This window comes from Pseudomonas sp. JL27(2026) (assembly GCF_056933555.1).
Window position 1 is genome coordinate 5,457,930 of the sequence record NZ_CM167794.1, and the last position, 16,277, is coordinate 5,474,206.

The 16,277-nt window shown below is 60.5% G+C and carries 16 protein-coding genes; 12 read left to right on the forward strand and 4 right to left on the reverse strand.

Features of this window, described 5'->3' with window-relative positions:
- Positions 1-75: 75 nt before the first annotated feature.
- Positions 76-1,053 carry a dipeptidase gene (locus AC1Z1G_RS24965; RefSeq protein ID WP_483623032.1) on the reverse strand — a complete coding sequence of 326 codons (978 nt, stop codon included), beginning with the start codon at positions 1,051-1,053 and terminating at the stop codon, positions 76-78.
- Between the two features lie 223 nt (positions 1,054-1,276).
- On the opposite strand from AC1Z1G_RS24965, the gene AC1Z1G_RS24970 reads away from it, so the two are divergent.
- The 3 genes from AC1Z1G_RS24970 to AC1Z1G_RS24980 all read left to right on the forward strand — a co-directional run bounded on the left by AC1Z1G_RS24970 (position 1,277) and on the right by AC1Z1G_RS24980 (position 2,844).
- On the forward strand, positions 1,277-1,678 hold the full coding sequence (locus AC1Z1G_RS24970) for a lysozyme inhibitor LprI family protein (protein ID WP_483623034.1): 402 nt from the start codon (positions 1,277-1,279) through the stop codon (positions 1,676-1,678).
- Positions 1,679-1,738: 60 nt separating this feature from the next.
- Positions 1,739-2,347 (forward strand): hypothetical protein, encoded by a 609-nt coding sequence (locus AC1Z1G_RS24975; RefSeq protein ID WP_483623036.1) that lies wholly within the window; start codon positions 1,739-1,741, stop codon positions 2,345-2,347.
- A gap of 80 nt (positions 2,348-2,427) precedes the next feature.
- Positions 2,428-2,844, forward strand: a complete 417-nt coding sequence (locus AC1Z1G_RS24980) for a DUF3010 family protein (protein WP_483627985.1) — start codon at positions 2,428-2,430, stop codon at positions 2,842-2,844.
- A gap of 147 nt (positions 2,845-2,991) precedes the next feature.
- Here the strand turns inward: AC1Z1G_RS24980 and AC1Z1G_RS24985 are convergent, their stop codons facing one another.
- Complete coding sequence (locus tag AC1Z1G_RS24985; protein ID WP_483623037.1) at positions 2,992-3,951, reverse strand: GlxA family transcriptional regulator; 960 nt, start codon at positions 3,949-3,951, stop codon at positions 2,992-2,994.
- Positions 3,952-4,143: 192 nt separating this feature from the next.
- On the opposite strand from AC1Z1G_RS24985, the gene AC1Z1G_RS24990 reads away from it, so the two are divergent.
- From AC1Z1G_RS24990 to AC1Z1G_RS25015, 6 genes are all read left to right on the forward strand, one after another.
- A complete protein-coding gene (locus AC1Z1G_RS24990) occupies positions 4,144-5,088 on the forward strand; it encodes a choline ABC transporter substrate-binding protein (RefSeq protein WP_483623039.1) in 945 nt (314 codons plus the stop codon).
- 98 nt (positions 5,089-5,186) lie between these two features.
- On the forward strand, positions 5,187-6,074 hold the full coding sequence (gene cdhC / locus AC1Z1G_RS24995; RefSeq protein WP_483623041.1) for a 3-dehydrocarnitine:acetyl-CoA trimethylamine transferase CdhC: 888 nt from the start codon (positions 5,187-5,189) through the stop codon (positions 6,072-6,074).
- Positions 6,075-6,119: 45 nt separating this feature from the next.
- Positions 6,120-7,085: an L-carnitine dehydrogenase gene (locus AC1Z1G_RS25000; protein ID WP_483623043.1), complete on the forward strand. Its 966-nt coding sequence runs from the start codon at positions 6,120-6,122 to the stop codon at positions 7,083-7,085.
- Between the two features lie 124 nt (positions 7,086-7,209).
- Entirely contained in the window at positions 7,210-7,686 is a 477-nt protein-coding gene (locus tag AC1Z1G_RS25005) for a thioesterase family protein (RefSeq protein ID WP_483623045.1), read from the forward strand.
- Between the two features lie 19 nt (positions 7,687-7,705).
- Positions 7,706-8,869, forward strand: a complete 1,164-nt coding sequence (locus tag AC1Z1G_RS25010) for a gamma-butyrobetaine dioxygenase (RefSeq protein ID WP_483623047.1) — start codon at positions 7,706-7,708, stop codon at positions 8,867-8,869.
- Between the two features lie 307 nt (positions 8,870-9,176).
- On the forward strand, positions 9,177-9,440 hold the full coding sequence (locus AC1Z1G_RS25015; RefSeq protein WP_123426496.1) for a hypothetical protein: 264 nt from the start codon (positions 9,177-9,179) through the stop codon (positions 9,438-9,440).
- Positions 9,441-9,593: 153 nt separating this feature from the next.
- Here AC1Z1G_RS25015 and gbdR read toward each other — a convergent pair whose 3' ends face one another.
- Positions 9,594-10,697, reverse strand: a complete 1,104-nt coding sequence (gbdR, locus tag AC1Z1G_RS25020; RefSeq protein ID WP_483623050.1) for a choline metabolism transcriptional regulator GbdR — start codon at positions 10,695-10,697, stop codon at positions 9,594-9,596.
- Between the two features lie 538 nt (positions 10,698-11,235).
- The gene (locus tag AC1Z1G_RS25025; protein WP_483623051.1) at positions 11,236-12,612 is read right to left on the reverse strand and encodes an L-serine ammonia-lyase; all 1,377 of its coding nucleotides are present in this window, start codon (positions 12,610-12,612) and stop codon (positions 11,236-11,238) included.
- A 431-nt stretch (positions 12,613-13,043) separates the two neighbouring features.
- Between AC1Z1G_RS25025 and AC1Z1G_RS25030 the strand changes: the two genes are divergently transcribed.
- The 3 genes from AC1Z1G_RS25030 (at position 13,044) to choV (ending at position 16,091) form a co-directional block, all read left to right on the forward strand.
- Positions 13,044-14,003: a choline ABC transporter substrate-binding protein gene (locus AC1Z1G_RS25030; protein WP_483623053.1), complete on the forward strand. Its 960-nt coding sequence runs from the start codon at positions 13,044-13,046 to the stop codon at positions 14,001-14,003.
- Between the two features lie 67 nt (positions 14,004-14,070).
- Positions 14,071-14,916 (forward strand): choline ABC transporter permease subunit, encoded by an 846-nt coding sequence (gene choW, locus AC1Z1G_RS25035; protein ID WP_483623055.1) that lies wholly within the window; start codon positions 14,071-14,073, stop codon positions 14,914-14,916.
- Positions 14,913-16,091: a choline ABC transporter ATP-binding protein gene (gene choV, locus AC1Z1G_RS25040; RefSeq protein WP_483623056.1), complete on the forward strand. Its 1,179-nt coding sequence runs from the start codon at positions 14,913-14,915 to the stop codon at positions 16,089-16,091. Before choW ends, choV begins: the two co-directional genes overlap by 4 nt.
- The last annotated feature ends 186 nt before the right edge of the window (positions 16,092-16,277 follow it).

Sequence of the window (16,277 nt, forward strand, 5' to 3'; positions counted from 1 at the left end):
GTGGTGGCCGCGGCCCTCACCCCAGCCCTCTCCCAGAGGGAGAGGGGGCAGATCGGCGGCGGTCTGTGGAAAGCGTTATTCGCCCCAGACGTCTTTGAGGATGCTCACCCAGTTTTCGCCCATGATCTTGCGCACCACGTGCTCGGAGTGGCCGCGCTTGAGCAGCGTCTCGGTCAGGTTCGGGAACTCGCCCACGGTGCGGATGCCCAGCGGGTTGATGATCTTGCCGAAGCTGGTCAGACGGCGGGCGTAGCCCTTGTCGTGGGTCAGCATTTCGAAGAAGTCCTGGCCATGGCCCTGGGTGAAGTCGGTGCCGATACCGATGGCGTCTTCACCAACGATGTTCATGGTGTATTCGATGGCTTCGGCGTAGTCGTCGATGGTCGAATCAATGCCTTTGGCGAGGAACGGCGCGAACATGGTCACGCCGACAAAACCGCCGTGATCGGCAATGAACTTCAGTTCTTCATCGGACTTGTTGCGCGGGTGCTCCTTGAGCCCCGACGGCAGGCAGTGGGAATAGCAGACTGGTTTTTTCGATTCGAGGATGACTTCTTCAGAGGTCTTGGAACCGACGTGGGACAGGTCGCACATGATGCCGACGCGGTTCATCTCGGCCACCACTTCGCGGCCGAAACCCGACAGGCCGCCGTCACGCTCGTAGCAACCGGTGCCCACCAGGTTCTGGGTGTTGTAGCACATCTGCACCACCCCCACGCCGAGCTGCTTGAAGATCTCGATGTAGCCGAGCTGGTCTTCAAACGCATGGGCATTCTGGAAGCCGAAGATGATCCCGGTCTTGCCCTGTTCTTTGGCGCGACGGATGTCGGCGGTGGTCTTGACCGGAATCACCAGGTCGCTGTTCTCGCGGATCAGCTTCTGGCTGGCGGCGATGTTGTTGATGGTCGCCTGAAAGCCCTCCCACACCGACACGGTGCAGTTGGCCGCCGTCAGGCCGCCCTTGCGCATGTCTTCGAACAGCTCACGGTTCCACTTGGCAATGATCAGCCCGTCGATAACGATGCTGTCGGCGTGCAATTCGGCTGGGCTCATCAGGCTGTCCCCTATTGGCGATTCATGCGCCGAATCGTGTGCCGGCGCTTTGGGGCCAGCATATGCCTGAGGGACAGGGCAGCCGGGTGCAAAAACGACAGCGCAATTGCCGAAAGCGTCAATCCACGACAAAGGGTCTCGCCAAGGGCTATTTGCCCGTCTGTTCTTTGGCCGGCGCTTGGGCCAGAATTCGCTGCATCACTGGAACAAGGGCGGCAACGCAATGAAAACGATCTTCCTGGCTTTGGCACTGATAGCGACCGGCGTACAGGCGGCTGAAGAGGCTGACAACAACCCCTGCGATGCAGTCGAAAACGACGTCCAGACCCTGGAATGCTCGGCCTATAGCAAGAACACCGCCGAACAGCTCTTGAACGACAACTTCCAGGGCCTGACCGAACGCATGCAAACGCTCTACGGCAACAACAAGGCGCAACTGACGGACATCACCGGCAAGCTCAAGGCCGCGCAACAGCAGTGGCTGAAGACCCGCGACGCCGATTGCGCGGTAGAAGCCTTCCCCGCCACGGCCGGCAGCAAGGCCCACACCATTGCGCTGAATGACTGTATCGCGCGGATGAGCGACGAGCGGTCGGAGTTTTTGGAGTCAATCGGGCAAGAGTGACGCCCCAACGGCGCGCCAACGCCTAAGCTTTGTTGATCGCAGGCAAAGCAGGCCACGGTCATGTCCGAGAAAAAACCCCATGAGGAGTTTCTGAACCCCAAGTCGATGCTGACCCCAGGGATAGCAGGCTCCCTGACCATGTTCATCACCAACACCCTGGTCAACCAGTTTGGTGTCCCCCCCAACTACACCGGGCTGGGCATCAGCCTTCTGTTCGGGCTGGTGGTGTTCGCCGCGACCGCGACCGTGCTGTGGCAACGCGTTGTGCTCTTCGTGCTCAATTCGCTGTTCATCTTCAGTTTTGCCCTGGGCGCCAATCAGGTGGGTGTGACCGCGTCGAAAAAGACTGACGCGATTGCCCAGGCCAGTACTCAGGGTACTTGGTCCCTGGATGACAGCAAGGGCAAGCAAGCCTACTTTGCCAATTGGCTCGACGGCACGGTGCCCCAACGCAAACAGTTGATCACCACCGTTCAGGAACTCGACACCGGCGCTGCCAAAAGAACCCTCGAAGTGCTAGGCGCACGGTCCTCGGAACTGGCCTCACCCCGTGCAGCGCTGGAGATCCGGGCCTCCTTCTCCCGAAGCACGGAACAGGTCGAGCAGATCAAAGCCGCGATCCGCAATGCCAATGAAACAGCCTCTGCCAATCGCATTCACGAAGGTTGATCAGCACGCGTCGCACGCTGGCCGGTAAGATGCCCGTTTTTCGCGACGTTCGGCGCGAGACACTCACCAAGGGCATTGGCATGAAGACGTGCGGTATTGAAATCAAAGGCAGCGAAGCGATCATTGCTGTTGCCTCCCTGGACGCTCAGGCGTTAAGCCACATTCCCTTGGCCACCAAGAAAATCGCCCTGGACGATGACGATGAAGCCGCCAACGTCAAAGCCTTTGCCACACAGGTCAGTGCGTTTGTACGCGACAACGGCATTGAGCGCATCGCGATCAAAAAGCGCAGCAAAAAGGGCGAATTCGCCGGTGGCCCGACTACCTTCAAGATCGAAGGGGTTTTCCAGTTGCTGGAGAATTGTGAGGTGACGCTGCTGTCACCGCAGACGATCAACGCCCAGAACAAAAAACACGACTTCGCCCTGCCGGCGACGCTGAACAAGTATCAGCATGAAGCCTTCAAAGCGGCGTGTTCTGCCCTTATGAAGAAGTAACCCAGCCCTCCAGACAAAGAGGATCAAATGTGGGAGCGGGCTTGCTCGCGAATGCGGTGGGTCAGTCAGCATAGATGTCGACTGACCCACCGCATTCGCGAGCAAGCCCGCTCCCACAGTAGTTTTGTGTCTAGCCCAAGACCACCATCAAACCACCTCCCGCCCATCCTCTAACCGTCGTCGGTCTTCCCGCGGGCAGCGCGCAAAGCGCGTTCGGTAACTGCGGGTAAAATACGACGGCGATTCGAAGCCGCAGGCGATGCTCACTTCCAGCACGCTCATGTCGGTCTGGCGCAGCAGTTGCCGGGCCTTTTCCAGGCGTAATCCCAGGTAAAAATTGCTCGGTGTGTCGTTGAGGTGCAAGCGGAAAAGGCGCTCTAGCTGGCGGCGCGTCACCTTGATTGAGTCCGCCAGTTCCAGGGTGCTGAGCGGCGGTTCGCTGTGCTGTTCCATCTCGCCAATCACTTGCACCAGTTTCTTGTTGCTGATGCCGTAGCGGCTGGCAACTTCCATGCGCTGGTGGTCTTTGCGCGGGCGGATACGCCCCAGTACGAACTGTTCGCTGACCTGAATCGCCAGCGCCGGGCCGTGGGCCTGGCCGATCAGGTCGAGCATCAGGTCGATGGACGCCGTGCCACCGGCCGAGGTGATGCGGCGGCGGTCGATTTCGAACAGTTCCTGGGTGACGCTGAGCTGTGGATAAGATTCCTTGAAAGCGTCGATGGCCTCCCAGTGCAGGGTCACGCGATGGCCGTCGAGCAGGCCCGCTTCGGCGAGGACAACACTGCCGGTGTCGATGCCGCCGAGGGTCACGCCGTCGTGGTCGAGGCGGCGCAGCCAGTGCTCCAGCACCGGATTGACGAACTTCAACGGTTCGAAGCCTGCGACCACCAACAAAGTCGCGCCCTTCTTCAGCGGCTCCAGCGCCGCATCCGCGTTGAGCGACATGCCATTGCTCGCCAACACCGGCCCGCCGTCGGCACTCAGCACATGCCAGCGGTACAGCCCGCCGCGAAAACGGTTGGCCACCCGCAGCGGTTCAATCGCCGAGATGAAACCGATCGCCGAGAAACCCGGCATCAGCAGAAAGTAGAAATCCTGGGGCATGGAACGCACTCGGATGACGGGTAGCCTGTGGACGTTGATACGCCACTTGCAAGCGCCAGGCAAGGGCACAGGTCGCCACTGTGCAAGAGCAGGTCGCCGCTGTGCGCTTTCACGGGGACTTAGCTGCGTAACGTGACATTACCGGCGCACAGACACCGGAACCCACAATAACGACCTGCCGAGGATCCCACCATGAAACGACTGATCAGCAGCTGTGTTCTTGCACTCAGCGGTACCGCTTTCTTGAGTTCCGGCGCGATGGCCGCCGACCCCGCCGCGTGCCAGAACGTGCGCATGGGTGTGGTGAACTGGACCGACGTGATTGCCACCAGCGCCATGACCCAAGTGCTGCTCGATGGCCTCGGCTACAAGACCAAACAGACCAGTGCCTCCCAGCAAATCATCTTCGCCGGTATCCGCGATCAGCGCCTGGATATGTTCCTGGGCTACTGGAACCCGTTGATGACCCAGACCATTACCCCGTTCATCGACGGCAAACAAGTCACCGTCCTGCAGGAGCCGAGCCTCAAAGACGCCCGCGCCACCCTGGCCGTACCGACTTACCTGGCGGACAAGGGCCTGAAAACCTTCGCCGACATCGCCAAATTCGAAAAAGAACTGGGCGGCAAGATCTACGGCATCGAACCTGGTTCGGGCGCCAACACCCAGATCAAGGAAATGATCGCCAAGAACCAGTTCGGCCTGGGCAAGTTCCAACTGGTGGAGTCCAGTGAAGCCGGCATGCTCTCGGCGGTGGATCGCGCCGTGCGGCGCAAGGAAGCCGTGGTGTTCTTCGGCTGGGCGCCGCACCCGATGAACGTCAACGTGAAAATGACCTATCTCACCGGCAGCGAGAACGCCCTCGGGCCGAACGAAGGCTCGGCCACTGTCTGGACCGTGACCGCCCCGAACTACGCCAGCCAGTGCCCGAACGTCAGCCGCTTGCTGAGCAACCTGACCTTCACCGCCGAAGACGAGAGCCGGATGATGCAGCCGCTGCTGGATCACAAGGACGCTATCGAGTCGGCCAAACAGTGGCTCAAGGATCACCCGCAAGACAAGCAACGCTGGCTTGAAGGCGTGACCACCTTCGACGGCAAACCGGCCGCCGAAAACCTGCAACTGACCAGCCAGTAGCACTGAGCCCCCGATCTTCGCAGCCGACCCATGCTGCGAACGGGCTCACTACGCCCAAAAACCACGCCCCAGAAAAACGGCCTGAAGGAAATCGCACCATGAACCACGACGTCATCATCACCTGCGCACTCACCGGTGCTGGCGACACGACCGCCAGGAGCCCCCACGTGCCGGTCACCCCAAAACAGATTGCCGCCGCCGCGGTGGAGGCCGCCAAGGCTGGCGCCACCGTGGTCCACTGCCATGTGCGCAACCCTGAAACCGGCAAGTTCAGCCGTGACGTGGCGCTGTATCGCGAGGTGATGGAGCGCATCCGCGAGGCGGACGTCGACATCATCGTCAATCTGACCGCCGGCATGGGCGGCGACCTGGAAATCGGCGCCGGCGAAAACCCGATGGAGTTCGGCCCGAACACCGACCTGGTCGGCCCGCTGACCCGCCTGGCCCACGTTGAAGAGCTGCTGCCGGAAATCTGCACACTCGACTGCGGCACCCTGAACTTCGGCGACGGTGACACCATTTACGTCTCCACCCCTGCCCAGCTGCGCGCTGGCGCCAAACGCATTCAAGAGCTGGGCGTGAAGGCCGAGCTGGAAATTTTCGACACCGGTCACTTGTGGTTTGCCAAGCAGATGATCAAGGAAGGCCTGCTCGACGACCCGTTGTTCCAGCTGTGCCTGGGCATCCCGTGGGGCGCCCCGGCCGACACCACCACCATGAAAGCCATGGTCGACAACCTGCCCGCCAATGCGGTGTGGGCCGGTTTCGGTATCGGCCGCATGCAAATGCCGATGGCCGCTCAAGCGGTGCTGCTGGGCGGCAACGTGCGGGTCGGGCTGGAAGACAACCTCTGGCTGGACAAAGGCGTGCTGGCGACCAACGGCCAACTGGTCGAACGCGCCTCGGAAATTCTCAGCCGCCTCGGCGCCCGCGTCCTGACCCCGGCTGAAGGTCGCAAGAAAATGGGCCTGACCAAGCGCGGTTGACCGTCACTTGCACATGGAATCACCAAATTTACTCAGGAATTCACCATGAGCTTTATCACCGAAATCAAAACCTTCGCAGCCTTGGGCAGTGGTGTCATCGGCAGCGGTTGGGTATCTCGCGCCCTCGCCCATGGCCTGGATGTGGTGGCCTGGGACCCGGCGCCCGGTGCCGAAGCAGCCTTGCGCAAACGCGTCGCCAACGCATGGGGCGCGTTAGAAAAACAAGGCCTGGCGCCCGGAGCTTCGCAGGATCGGCTGCGCTTTGTCGCGACCATCGAAGAGTGCGTGCGTGATGCCGACTTCATTCAGGAAAGCGCCCCGGAACGCCTGGAGCTGAAACTCGAACTGCACAGCAAAATCAGCGCGGCGGCCAAGCCCAATGCACTGATCGGTTCCAGCACCTCGGGCCTGTTGCCGAGCGAGTTCTACGAGAGTTCGACCCACCCGGAGCGCTGCGTGGTCGGCCACCCGTTCAACCCGGTTTACCTGTTGCCGTTGGTGGAAGTGGTCGGCGGCAAGAACACTGCCCCCGAAGCGGTGCAGGCGGCGATGAAGGTCTACGAATCGCTGGGCATGCGCCCACTGCATGTGCGCAAGGAAGTCCCGGGGTTTATCGCCGACCGCCTGCTTGAAGCGCTGTGGCGTGAGGCGCTGCACCTGGTCAACGACGGCGTGGCGACCACCGGCGAAATCGACGATGCGATTCGTTTTGGCGCCGGGTTGCGCTGGTCGTTCATGGGCACGTTCCTCACCTACACCCTGGCCGGTGGCGATGCCGGCATGCGGCACTTCATGGCGCAGTTCGGTCCGGCGCTGCAATTGCCGTGGACTTACCTGCCCGCGCCGGAACTGACCGACAAGCTGATCGACGATGTGGTCGATGGCACCAGCGATCAACTGGGCAACCACAGCATTTCGGCGCTGGAGCGCTATCGTGATGACTGCCTGCTGGCGGTGCTTGAAGCGGTGAAAACCACCAAGGAAAAGCATGGCATGACCTTCAGCGAATAACTCGCCAGCAGGTCTGGCCCCTTCGCGAGCAAGCCCGCTCCCACAGGTTTTGCAGTGTCCTTGTGGGATCGGGCTTGCTCGCGAAAGCGGCAGTCCAGTCACTACCAACGTCGGAACCTGAACCATGCCAGCCCTCACCACCTATCAAACCACCATCATCCCCGACTGGGTCGACTACAACGGCCATTTGCGCGATGCCTTCTACTTGCTGATTTTCAGCTACGCCACCGACGCGCTGATGGACCAGTTGGGCATGGACAGCCACAACCGTGAAGCCAGCGGCAACTCGCTGTTCACCCTCGAGCTGCACCTCAATTACCTGCACGAAGTGAAGCTCGGTGCCGAAGTCGAGGTACACACCCAGATCATCGGCCACGACCGCAAGCGCCTGCACCTCTATCACAGCCTGCACCGGGTGGGCGACGCGCAGGAACTGGCGGGTAACGAACAAATGCTGCTGCATGTCGACCTCGCAGGCCCACGTTCGGCACCGTTCAGTGAGCCCGTCGCGAACAAACTGCTGGCCATGACCGCACTGCAATCGGACCTTCCCGTACCTGCCTACATCGGCCGGGTGATCGCACTGCCAACAGAGAAGTAACAGCTCAAAGGAACCCCCCATGAACACCGCCACCGCTGTTGCCGACTTTCGCCGTTACCCGCTGATCAGCGCCCTGACTGCCGTGCAAACCTTGGCAGATCGTGTGCTGGTGAAATGGGCCGATGGCCGGGTCAGCCCCTTTCATCACACATGGCTGCGCGACAACTGCCCGTGTCCGGTATGCGTGTACAGCGTGACCCGCGAGCAGGTGCTGGAAATCGTCGATGTCGTAGAGGATCTGTTCCCCGTTGTCAGCCAGGTGGATGCCGAAGGCTGTCTGTCCATTGATTGGCTGGACGGCCACGTCAGCCGCTTTGATCCCGGCTGGCTGCGAGCCCACGCCTATGACGACGAGTCCCGCGCCGAACGCCGTGCGGGCAAACCCCAAAGTCAGTTGTGGAACAACCAGCTGACGCTGCCGGTGTTTGATTATCAAGCGGTGATGGATGATCCCAAGGCCCTGCTGCAATGGCTGTTGGCGCTGAGGGACATTGGCCTGACCCAGATTCGGGGAGTGCCCACAGAGCCCGGTTCGCTGACGCACATCGCCCAGCGGATTTCGTTTATCCGCGAGAGCAATTTCGGCGTGCTGTTCAACGTACAGTCCAAGGCCGACGCCGACAGCAACGCCTACACCGCCTTCAACCTGCCGCTGCACAGCGACCTGCCAACACGGGAGTTGCAACCGGGGCTGCAGTTTCTGCATTGCCTGGTCAATGACGCTGACGGTGGCGAGAGCATTTTCGTCGACGGCTTTGCCATCGCCGATGCCCTGCGCCAGGAAGACCCGGATGCCTTCTGCGCGCTGTGCGAGATCCCCGTGGAGTTTCGCAACAAGGACCGTCACAGCGACTACCGCTGCCTGGCGCCAATCATCGCCCTCAATGCACTGGGGCAGGTGTCGGAAATCCGCATGGCAAACTTCCTGCGCGGGCCGTTCGATGCCTCGGTGGAGCAAATGCCCAGGCTGTATCGCGCCTATCGACGCTTTATTGCCATGACCCGCGAAGCACGTTTTCGGCTGACCCAGCGGCTCAACCCCGGCGAGCTGTGGTGCTTCGACAACCGCCGCACCCTCCACGCCCGCAACGCCTTCGACCCCGCCAGCGGCGCCCGGCATTTCCAGGGTTGCTACATCGACCGTGATGAATTGCTCTCACGGATCCTCGTGCTGCAACGCTAAACCGCGTCATCGTTCATCGCGAGCAAGCCCAGACACCTCGCACCTCCCTGATTCACAGGCAAAAAAAACCCCGATCAAGCCGTGACAGGATCGAGGCAGAATTTACTGTTGAGGAGCCGTTGCGCGAGGGTGACCAAACCTTCGTGAAGCCAGCGAAATCCAGTGTGCCCACTCCCCACTCACGCAAGTTAGCCGAAAACGACCTGTTCATAGGTATCGCGGCCATTGCGACAATTCGCCCTTGCCCATGCCCCTCACCCCTACCAGAATCGAGCCACGACACCGTTCCCTGAAGAAGGATTGCGTCATGATGCACGCCGATTTGATTGACCAGGAAGACCTGCTGGGCCAGCTCAAGGCTTTGGGATTTGAAGTGCCCAGTGGCGCTACTGCAGAGCAGGCCTGTGAGTGCGCGGTGCGCGGCTTGAACGATGTGCGGGCCTCGACCTTGAGGACCATGGTCAAGCAGATGTACACCAGCAGCGCAACCATCCTGCCGGCCGTGCGCCAGGCGATAGACAAGCAATTGCTGCCGGCATTGGCGCAGTACCAGCAAAGCCGTAGCGCCTGATCATTCTCTGTGGCGAGGGAGCTTGCTCCCGCTCGACCGCGAAGCGGTCGCAAATCCGGTAACCGCGTTTTGACTGACATTGCGCGTTCTTCAATTTGGGGCTGCTACGCAGCCCAGCGGGAGCAAGCTCCCTCGCCACAAAAGCGTGCTCAGTTAGAGCCTTACGCTGGCGAAAGTCGACTCGTTACGCGCCTGGCTCAACGCCGACAGCGGCCCGGACAACGGCGACAGCACCAGTGCTTGTGGCAGCGGCATCATCGCCACTTGTTGCGTGGTGTTGGAACCGACGCGTTCGTCACGCGGTGGAATGCCGAAGTATTCGCGGTAGCACTTGGAGAAGTGCGGCGTGGACACGAACCCACACACCGACGCCACTTCGATGATCGACATCGGCGTTTGCTTGAGCAACTGCCGGGCACGGATCAGGCGCAGTTTCAGGTAGTAACGTGATGGCGAGCAGTGCAGGTATTTCTGGAACAGCCGCTCCAGCTGTCGGCGGGACACGGCGACGTACACCGCGAGTTCATCAAGGTCGATCGGCTCTTCAAGGTTGGCTTCCATCAGCGCGACGATTTCCTGCAACTTCGGCTGATTGGTGCCCAGCATGTGCTTGAGCGGCACGCGCTGGTGATCCTGTTCGTTACGAATACGCTCATAGACAAACATTTCGGAGATTGCGGCCGACAGTTCACGGCCGTGATCGCGACTGATCAGGTGCAGCATCATGTCCAGCGGCGCGGTGCCACCAGAGCTGGTGAAACGGTTACGGTCGAGGGTAAACAGGCGCGTACTCATGACCACGCGTGGAAAGGCTTCCTGCATCGAGGCCAGGCATTCCCAGTGCACGCTGCAATCGAAACCGTCCAGCAAACCTGCGCAGGCCAACGCCCAGCTACCCGTGCAGACCGCACCGAGGCGACGGGACTGACGGGCCTGGCTTTGCAGCCATGACACGTGTTCACGGGTCACGGTGCGTTGGATGCCGATGCCGCCACAGACAATCACGGTGTCCAGGGCGGGGGCTTTGTGCATGGAGGCGTCGGGGGTGATTTGCAGGCCGTCACTGGCCCAGACCTGGCCACCGTCAACGGTGAGGGTGGTCCAGCGATACAGCTCGCGACCGGACAATTGGTTGGCCATGCGCAGGGGTTCTACTGCGGAAGCCAGGGAAATCAGCGTGAAATTGTCCAGCAGCAAAAAGCCGATGGATTGAGGCGCACGGTTCTGGGGTTGAGCCCCGGAGTTGAACGACGTCATCGCGGTATCTCCTCACACAAAGCGGGTGATGGCCTCAGGCGGAGGCTCTTCTTATTGCCATCGTTCTCTGCGTGAGACGGGGCTTTTATATGACAGAGCAATTGCCATGCCTAAAGTTGAATGAGCATTCAATAACTCCTGAAAACGACGTCGCGATGTGTCTGGATGTGACTCGCGTCAAGTGGGGACCCTCAGTGCCGTCAACGACGGCAAGCCCCTCGCCCCGGTGCGTGTGAGCAAATCGGTAGCACTTGTGGGAAGCGCATTAAAAAGGGCTGGGCGAGAAGTGTCACCCCAAGCACGGGTGACGGGTGGTCGGGGCCTGGGGTGACGCCCGACCGAGAGGACATTGGCTACCTGATTGCGACGCGCCAAAAGGTGGCGCGGTTTGAATCGGGTGTTCGTTCAGAGCGCAGATTTGACTGGTCTGCTGTGGCGAGGGAGCTTGCTCCCGCTGAGACGCGAAGCGGCCCTGGATCCTTACGACTGCTGCGCAGCCGAACGGGAGCAAGCTCCCTCGCCACAGGTCTCTGCGGTTTCAGCACTCCACCGCGCTGACCGCCAACCCACCCCGCGAGGTCTCTTTGTATTTGTCGTGCATGTCGGCGCCGGTGTCGCGCATGGTGCGGATCACTCGGTCCAGCGAGATGAAATGCTGGCCGTCACCGCGCAAGGCCATTTGTGCAGCATTTATAGCCTTCACCGCAGCAATCGCATTGCGCTCGATGCACGGCACCTGCACCAGCCCGCCAACCGGATCACAGGTCAGGCCGAGGTTGTGCTCCAGGCCGATTTCTGCCGCGTTGCACAATTGCTCCGGGGTGGCGCCGAGAATTTCCGCCAACCCGGCCGCCGCCATGGCGCACGCCGAACCGACTTCGCCCTGGCAGCCGACTTCGGCTCCGGAAATCGAGGCGTTCTTTTTACACAGAATCCCGACGGCTGCCGCACCAAGGAAGTAGTCGACGACATTCGCGTCAGTCACCACTTCGCTGAACTTCATGAAGTAATGCAGCACCGCCGGAATGATCCCCGCCGCGCCGTTGGTGGGCGCCGTGACCATTCGCCCGCCCGCCGCGTTTTCTTCATTCACCGCCAGGGCGAACAGGTTGACCCACTCCATGGCGCTCAAGGTCGAGCCGATCACGTTGGGTTTGTTCAGTTCTTGCAGGCTGCGGTGCAATCTGGCCGCGCGGCGCCGCACATTCAGGCCGCCGGGCAGGATGCCTTCGTGCTTGAGGCCCTGCTCGACGCAATCTTGCATGGCCCGCCAGAGCTTCATCAGCCCGGCGCGAATTTCTTCCTCCGAACGCCAGACTTTCTCGTTCGCCAGCATCAGTTCGGCCACACGCAGGTTGTGCTTGCGACACAGCGCCAGCAGTTCCACCGCACTGGAAAAGTCGTACGGCAACACCGTGCGGTCCAGGTCCACCACACCGCTTGACGCCTGCGCCTGGTCCACGACAAAACCGCCGCCAACCGAATAGTAGGTGTCGCGATGCAGCTCACCGCGCTCACCGAAGACCACCAGCGTCATGGCGTTGGGGTGGAACGGCAGGTTCTCGTCGATCAGGCGCATGTCCCTCGCCCAGATGAAAGGCACCGGCAGGCGACCGTCGAGTAACAGGGTATGGGTTTCACGCAGGGTGTCGATGCGCGGGCCGATTTGCGACGGGTCTATCGCGTCCGGCCATTCGCCCATCAAGCCCATGATCACCGCGTTGTCGCTGCCGTGGCCGATGCCGGTGGCCGACAACGACCCGAACAACTGAACTTCAACCCGGTGCACCTGCTCCAGCAGCACCTTTTCACGCAGCGACTCTACGAACAGCGCCGCAGCGCGCATAGGGCCGACGGTGTGGGAGCTGGATGGGCCAATACCGATTTTGAACAGGTCGAACACACTGATTGCCATAACTGCAAACCTCCAGAACGAGCACATTCCAGGCATAGAAACACCCGGTGACGGAGCTGCTACGCTCAAAGTGCAATCCGCCGAGATGGCCGCATCATCAGGCTTTTATAAGGTCGTTCGACGTCTCACACCGACGCACCCATGCCCACCAACGCCGCTGGCTCAAGACGATTCGTTTTGGCCGTTTTTTTGCGGCTCAGAGGACTAAAAAGGTCGGAATAAAGCTGTAAACGACCTCACTGACACTGGATGCGACCATCCCTGTACTGGATACGACGCACCCTGTAGGCGTCAGATTTTCACTGGTCCATGATCAGTCTCGACTCGATTGCAAGGCACCGTGGCAGAGCTGTCCCCCACACGCCCACCAACCGCAACACTCATAAGTGCGGCTAGAACACCGCCAAAAAAAAACACTCAGGAGTCCACCCATGAAAGGTTCCCCCTCGTTGTTGTTGGCCGCCCTGCTGAGTCTGCCGGTTCTGGCTCACGCCGCAGAACCGGCACAATGCAGCACCGTAAACTTCTCCGATGTCGGCTGGACCGACATCACCGCCACGACCGCCACCACCAGTGTCGTGCTCAACGCTCTGGGCTACAAAACCAAGACCACCATGATTTCCGTACCTGTGACGTACAAGTCGCTGGCCGACGGCAAGAACATGGACGTCTTCCTCGGCAACTGGATGCCGACCATGGAAAACGACATCAAGGCCTACCGCGACGCCGGTACCGTCGAAACCGTGCGCATCAACCTCAAGGGCGCCAAGTACACCCTGGCGGTGCCACAAGCGCTGTACGACAAAGGGCTGCATGACTTCGCCGACATCCCCAAATTCAAGAAAGAACTCGACGGCAAAATCTACGGTATCGAACCGGGCAACGACGGTAACCGTCTGATCCAGAGCATGATCGACAAGAACGCCTTCGGCCTTAAGGACGCTGGCTTCAAAGTGGTCGAGTCCAGCGAAGCCGGCATGCTCTCGCAAGTCGACCGCGCCCAGAAGCGTGATACCGCCGTGGTGTTCCTGGGCTGGGCACCGCACCCGATGAACAAGCGCTTCAAGATCCAGTACCTCACCGGTGGCGATGACTTCTTCGGTCCGGATTTCGGTGCAGCCACCGTCCTGACCAACACCCGCAAGGGGTACACCCAGGAATGCAGCAACGTGGGCCAGTTGCTGAAAAACCTGGAGTTCACCGTCGACATGGAAAGCTCATTGATGGGCAATATCCTGGACGACAAGATGAAGCCTGATGCCGCCGCACGGGCCTGGCTGAAAAAGAATCCACAGGTGCTCGACACCTGGCTCGCTGGCGTGACCACCATTGACGGAAAACCAGGCCTGGACGCCGTGAAAGCCAAGCTTGCCGAACCCTTGAAACAGTAACATCGCTGACGCCGGGCGGGTTCGCCCGCCTGGCTGTTCATTTCCTTGCATGCGGACGTTCACTACCATGCTGATTGATCAGAAAATCCCTTTAGGCCACTACATCGCGGGCTTCGTTGAATGGTTGACGCAACATGGCGCCAGCACGTTTGACGCAATCGCCGTGACACTGGAAACGATGATCCACGGCGTGACGTTCGCGCTGACCTGGTTCAATCCTTTTGCATTGATCGGGTTAATCGCCTTGCTGGCTCATTTCATTCAACGCAAATGGGGGCTCACCGTTTTTGTCATCGCCTCCTTCCTGCTGATCCTCAACCTGGGGTACTGGCAGGAAACCATGGAAACCCTCGCCCAGGTGCTGTTCGCCACCCTGGTGTGCGTAGTGATCGGCGTGCCGTTGGGCATCGTCGCCGCGCACAAGCCGATGTTCTACACCATGATGCGTCCGGTGCTCGATCTGATGCAGACCGTGCCGACGTTCGTGTACCTCATTCCAACCCTGACCCTGTTTGGTCTGGGCGTGGTCCCCGGTCTGATCTCCACGGTGGTGTTCGCGATTGCCGCGCCCATCCGCCTGACTTACCTGGGCATCCGCGATGTCCCGCAAGAACTGATGGATGCCGGCAAAGCCTTCGGCTGCTCGCGCCGTCAACTGCTTTCACGGATCGAACTGCCCCACGCCATGCCAAGCATCGCGGCCGGTATCACCCAGTGCATCATGCTGTCGCTGTCGATGGTGGTGATCGCGGCACTGGTGGGCGCCGACGGCCTGGGCAAACCCGTGGTCAACGCACTGAACACTGCCGATATCGCCCTGGGCTTCGAAGCAGGCCTGGCGATCGTACTGCTGGCGATCATGCTCGACCGAATCTGCAAACAACCCGACGCCAAAGTAGGGGGTGACGCATGAGCATAATCCGCTTCGATCAGGTCGACGTGGTCTTCTCCAAAGACCCGCGTGAAGCCCTGAAACTGCTCGACCAGGGCATGACCCGTGACCAGATTCTGAAACAGACCGGGCAGATCGTTGGCGTTGAAAAAGCCAGCCTGGATATCGAGAAAGGCGAAATCTGCGTGCTGATGGGCCTTTCCGGCTCTGGAAAATCCAGCCTGCTGCGCTGCATCAACGGCTTGAACACCGTCAGCCGTGGCAAGTTGTTCGTAGAACATGAAGGCAAGCAGATCGACATCGCCTCCTGCACCCCGGCCGAACTGAAAATGATGCGCACCAAGCGCATCGCCATGGTCTTCCAGAAGTTCGCCCTGATGCCGTGGCTGACGGTGCGTGAAAACATCAGCTTCGGCCTTGAGATGCAGGGTCGGCCGGAGAAGGAACGGAAAAAACTGGTCGATGAAAAACTCGAACTGGTGGGCCTGACCCAATGGCGCAACAAGAAACCCGACGAGCTTTCCGGCGGTATGCAGCAGCGTGTGGGCCTGGCCCGCGCGCTGGCGATGGACGCCGACATCCTGCTGATGGACGAACCGTTCTCGGCACTCGACCCGTTGATCCGCCAGGGCCTGCAAGACGAGTTGCTGGAACTGCAGAACAAACTGAGCAAGACCATCGTGTTCGTGAGCCACGACCTTGATGAGGCACTGAAACTCGGCAGCCGTATCGCGATCATGAAAGACGGCCGGATCATCCAGTACAGCAAGCCGGAAGAAATCGTCCTCAACCCGGCCGATGACTATGTGCGCACCTTCGTCGCGCACACCAACCCGCTCAACGTGCTGTGCGGCCGCAGCCTGATGCGCACCCTGGACAAGTGCAAACGCATCAACGGTTCGGTGTGTCTGGATCCGGGTGGCGACTCGTGGCTGGACCTGGCCGAAGGCAACACCATCAAGGGTGCCCGGCAGAACGGCTCAAGCCTGGACCTGCAAAACTGGGCTCCGGGGCAAGCGGTCGAAGGCCTTGGCCGTCGTCCAACGCTGGTGGATTCGAACATCGGGATGCGCGATGCGTTGCAGATTCGCTATCAGACCGGCAACAAACTGGTGCTGCACGACAACAACCATGTGGTGGGGATTCTGGGCGACAGCGAGTTGTATCACGCACTGCTCGGCAAGAACCTGGGGTAAGACCGCAGACACAAAAACGCCGCGAGAGGATCGCGGCGTTTTTGTTTATCGGGACAACGGGGTAAGCCACTTTGAGGCTGATGACCCCTTCGCGGGCAAGCCCGCTCCCACATGTACGGTGAACATCCTGTGGGAGCGGGCTTGCTCGCGAAGAAGTCAGCGCGGTGCTTCAGACTGAAACACCGC

What these genes read in the sequence shown, in the direction of transcription:
- AC1Z1G_RS24965 (WP_483623032.1), bottom strand. Translation starts at nt 1,053, where the DNA reads ATGAGCCCAGCCGAATTGCACGCCGACAGCATCGTTATCGACGGGCTG.
- AC1Z1G_RS24970 (WP_483623034.1), top strand. Translation starts at nt 1,277, where the DNA reads ATGAAAACGATCTTCCTGGCTTTGGCACTGATAGCGACCGGCGTACAG.
- AC1Z1G_RS24975 (WP_483623036.1), top strand. Translation starts at nt 1,739, where the DNA reads ATGTCCGAGAAAAAACCCCATGAGGAGTTTCTGAACCCCAAGTCGATG.
- AC1Z1G_RS24980 (WP_483627985.1), top strand. Translation starts at nt 2,428, where the DNA reads ATGAAGACGTGCGGTATTGAAATCAAAGGCAGCGAAGCGATCATTGCT.
- AC1Z1G_RS24985 (WP_483623037.1), bottom strand. Translation starts at nt 3,951, where the DNA reads ATGCCCCAGGATTTCTACTTTCTGCTGATGCCGGGTTTCTCGGCGATC.
- AC1Z1G_RS24990 (WP_483623039.1), top strand. Translation starts at nt 4,144, where the DNA reads ATGAAACGACTGATCAGCAGCTGTGTTCTTGCACTCAGCGGTACCGCT.
- cdhC (WP_483623041.1), top strand. Translation starts at nt 5,187, where the DNA reads ATGAACCACGACGTCATCATCACCTGCGCACTCACCGGTGCTGGCGAC.
- AC1Z1G_RS25000 (WP_483623043.1), top strand. Translation starts at nt 6,120, where the DNA reads ATGAGCTTTATCACCGAAATCAAAACCTTCGCAGCCTTGGGCAGTGGT.
- AC1Z1G_RS25005 (WP_483623045.1), top strand. Translation starts at nt 7,210, where the DNA reads ATGCCAGCCCTCACCACCTATCAAACCACCATCATCCCCGACTGGGTC.
- AC1Z1G_RS25010 (WP_483623047.1), top strand. Translation starts at nt 7,706, where the DNA reads ATGAACACCGCCACCGCTGTTGCCGACTTTCGCCGTTACCCGCTGATC.
- AC1Z1G_RS25015 (WP_123426496.1), top strand. Translation starts at nt 9,177, where the DNA reads ATGATGCACGCCGATTTGATTGACCAGGAAGACCTGCTGGGCCAGCTC.
- gbdR (WP_483623050.1), bottom strand. Translation starts at nt 10,697, where the DNA reads ATGACGTCGTTCAACTCCGGGGCTCAACCCCAGAACCGTGCGCCTCAA.
- AC1Z1G_RS25025 (WP_483623051.1), bottom strand. Translation starts at nt 12,612, where the DNA reads ATGGCAATCAGTGTGTTCGACCTGTTCAAAATCGGTATTGGCCCATCC.
- AC1Z1G_RS25030 (WP_483623053.1), top strand. Translation starts at nt 13,044, where the DNA reads ATGAAAGGTTCCCCCTCGTTGTTGTTGGCCGCCCTGCTGAGTCTGCCG.
- choW (WP_483623055.1), top strand. Translation starts at nt 14,071, where the DNA reads ATGCTGATTGATCAGAAAATCCCTTTAGGCCACTACATCGCGGGCTTC.
- choV (WP_483623056.1), top strand. Translation starts at nt 14,913, where the DNA reads ATGAGCATAATCCGCTTCGATCAGGTCGACGTGGTCTTCTCCAAAGAC.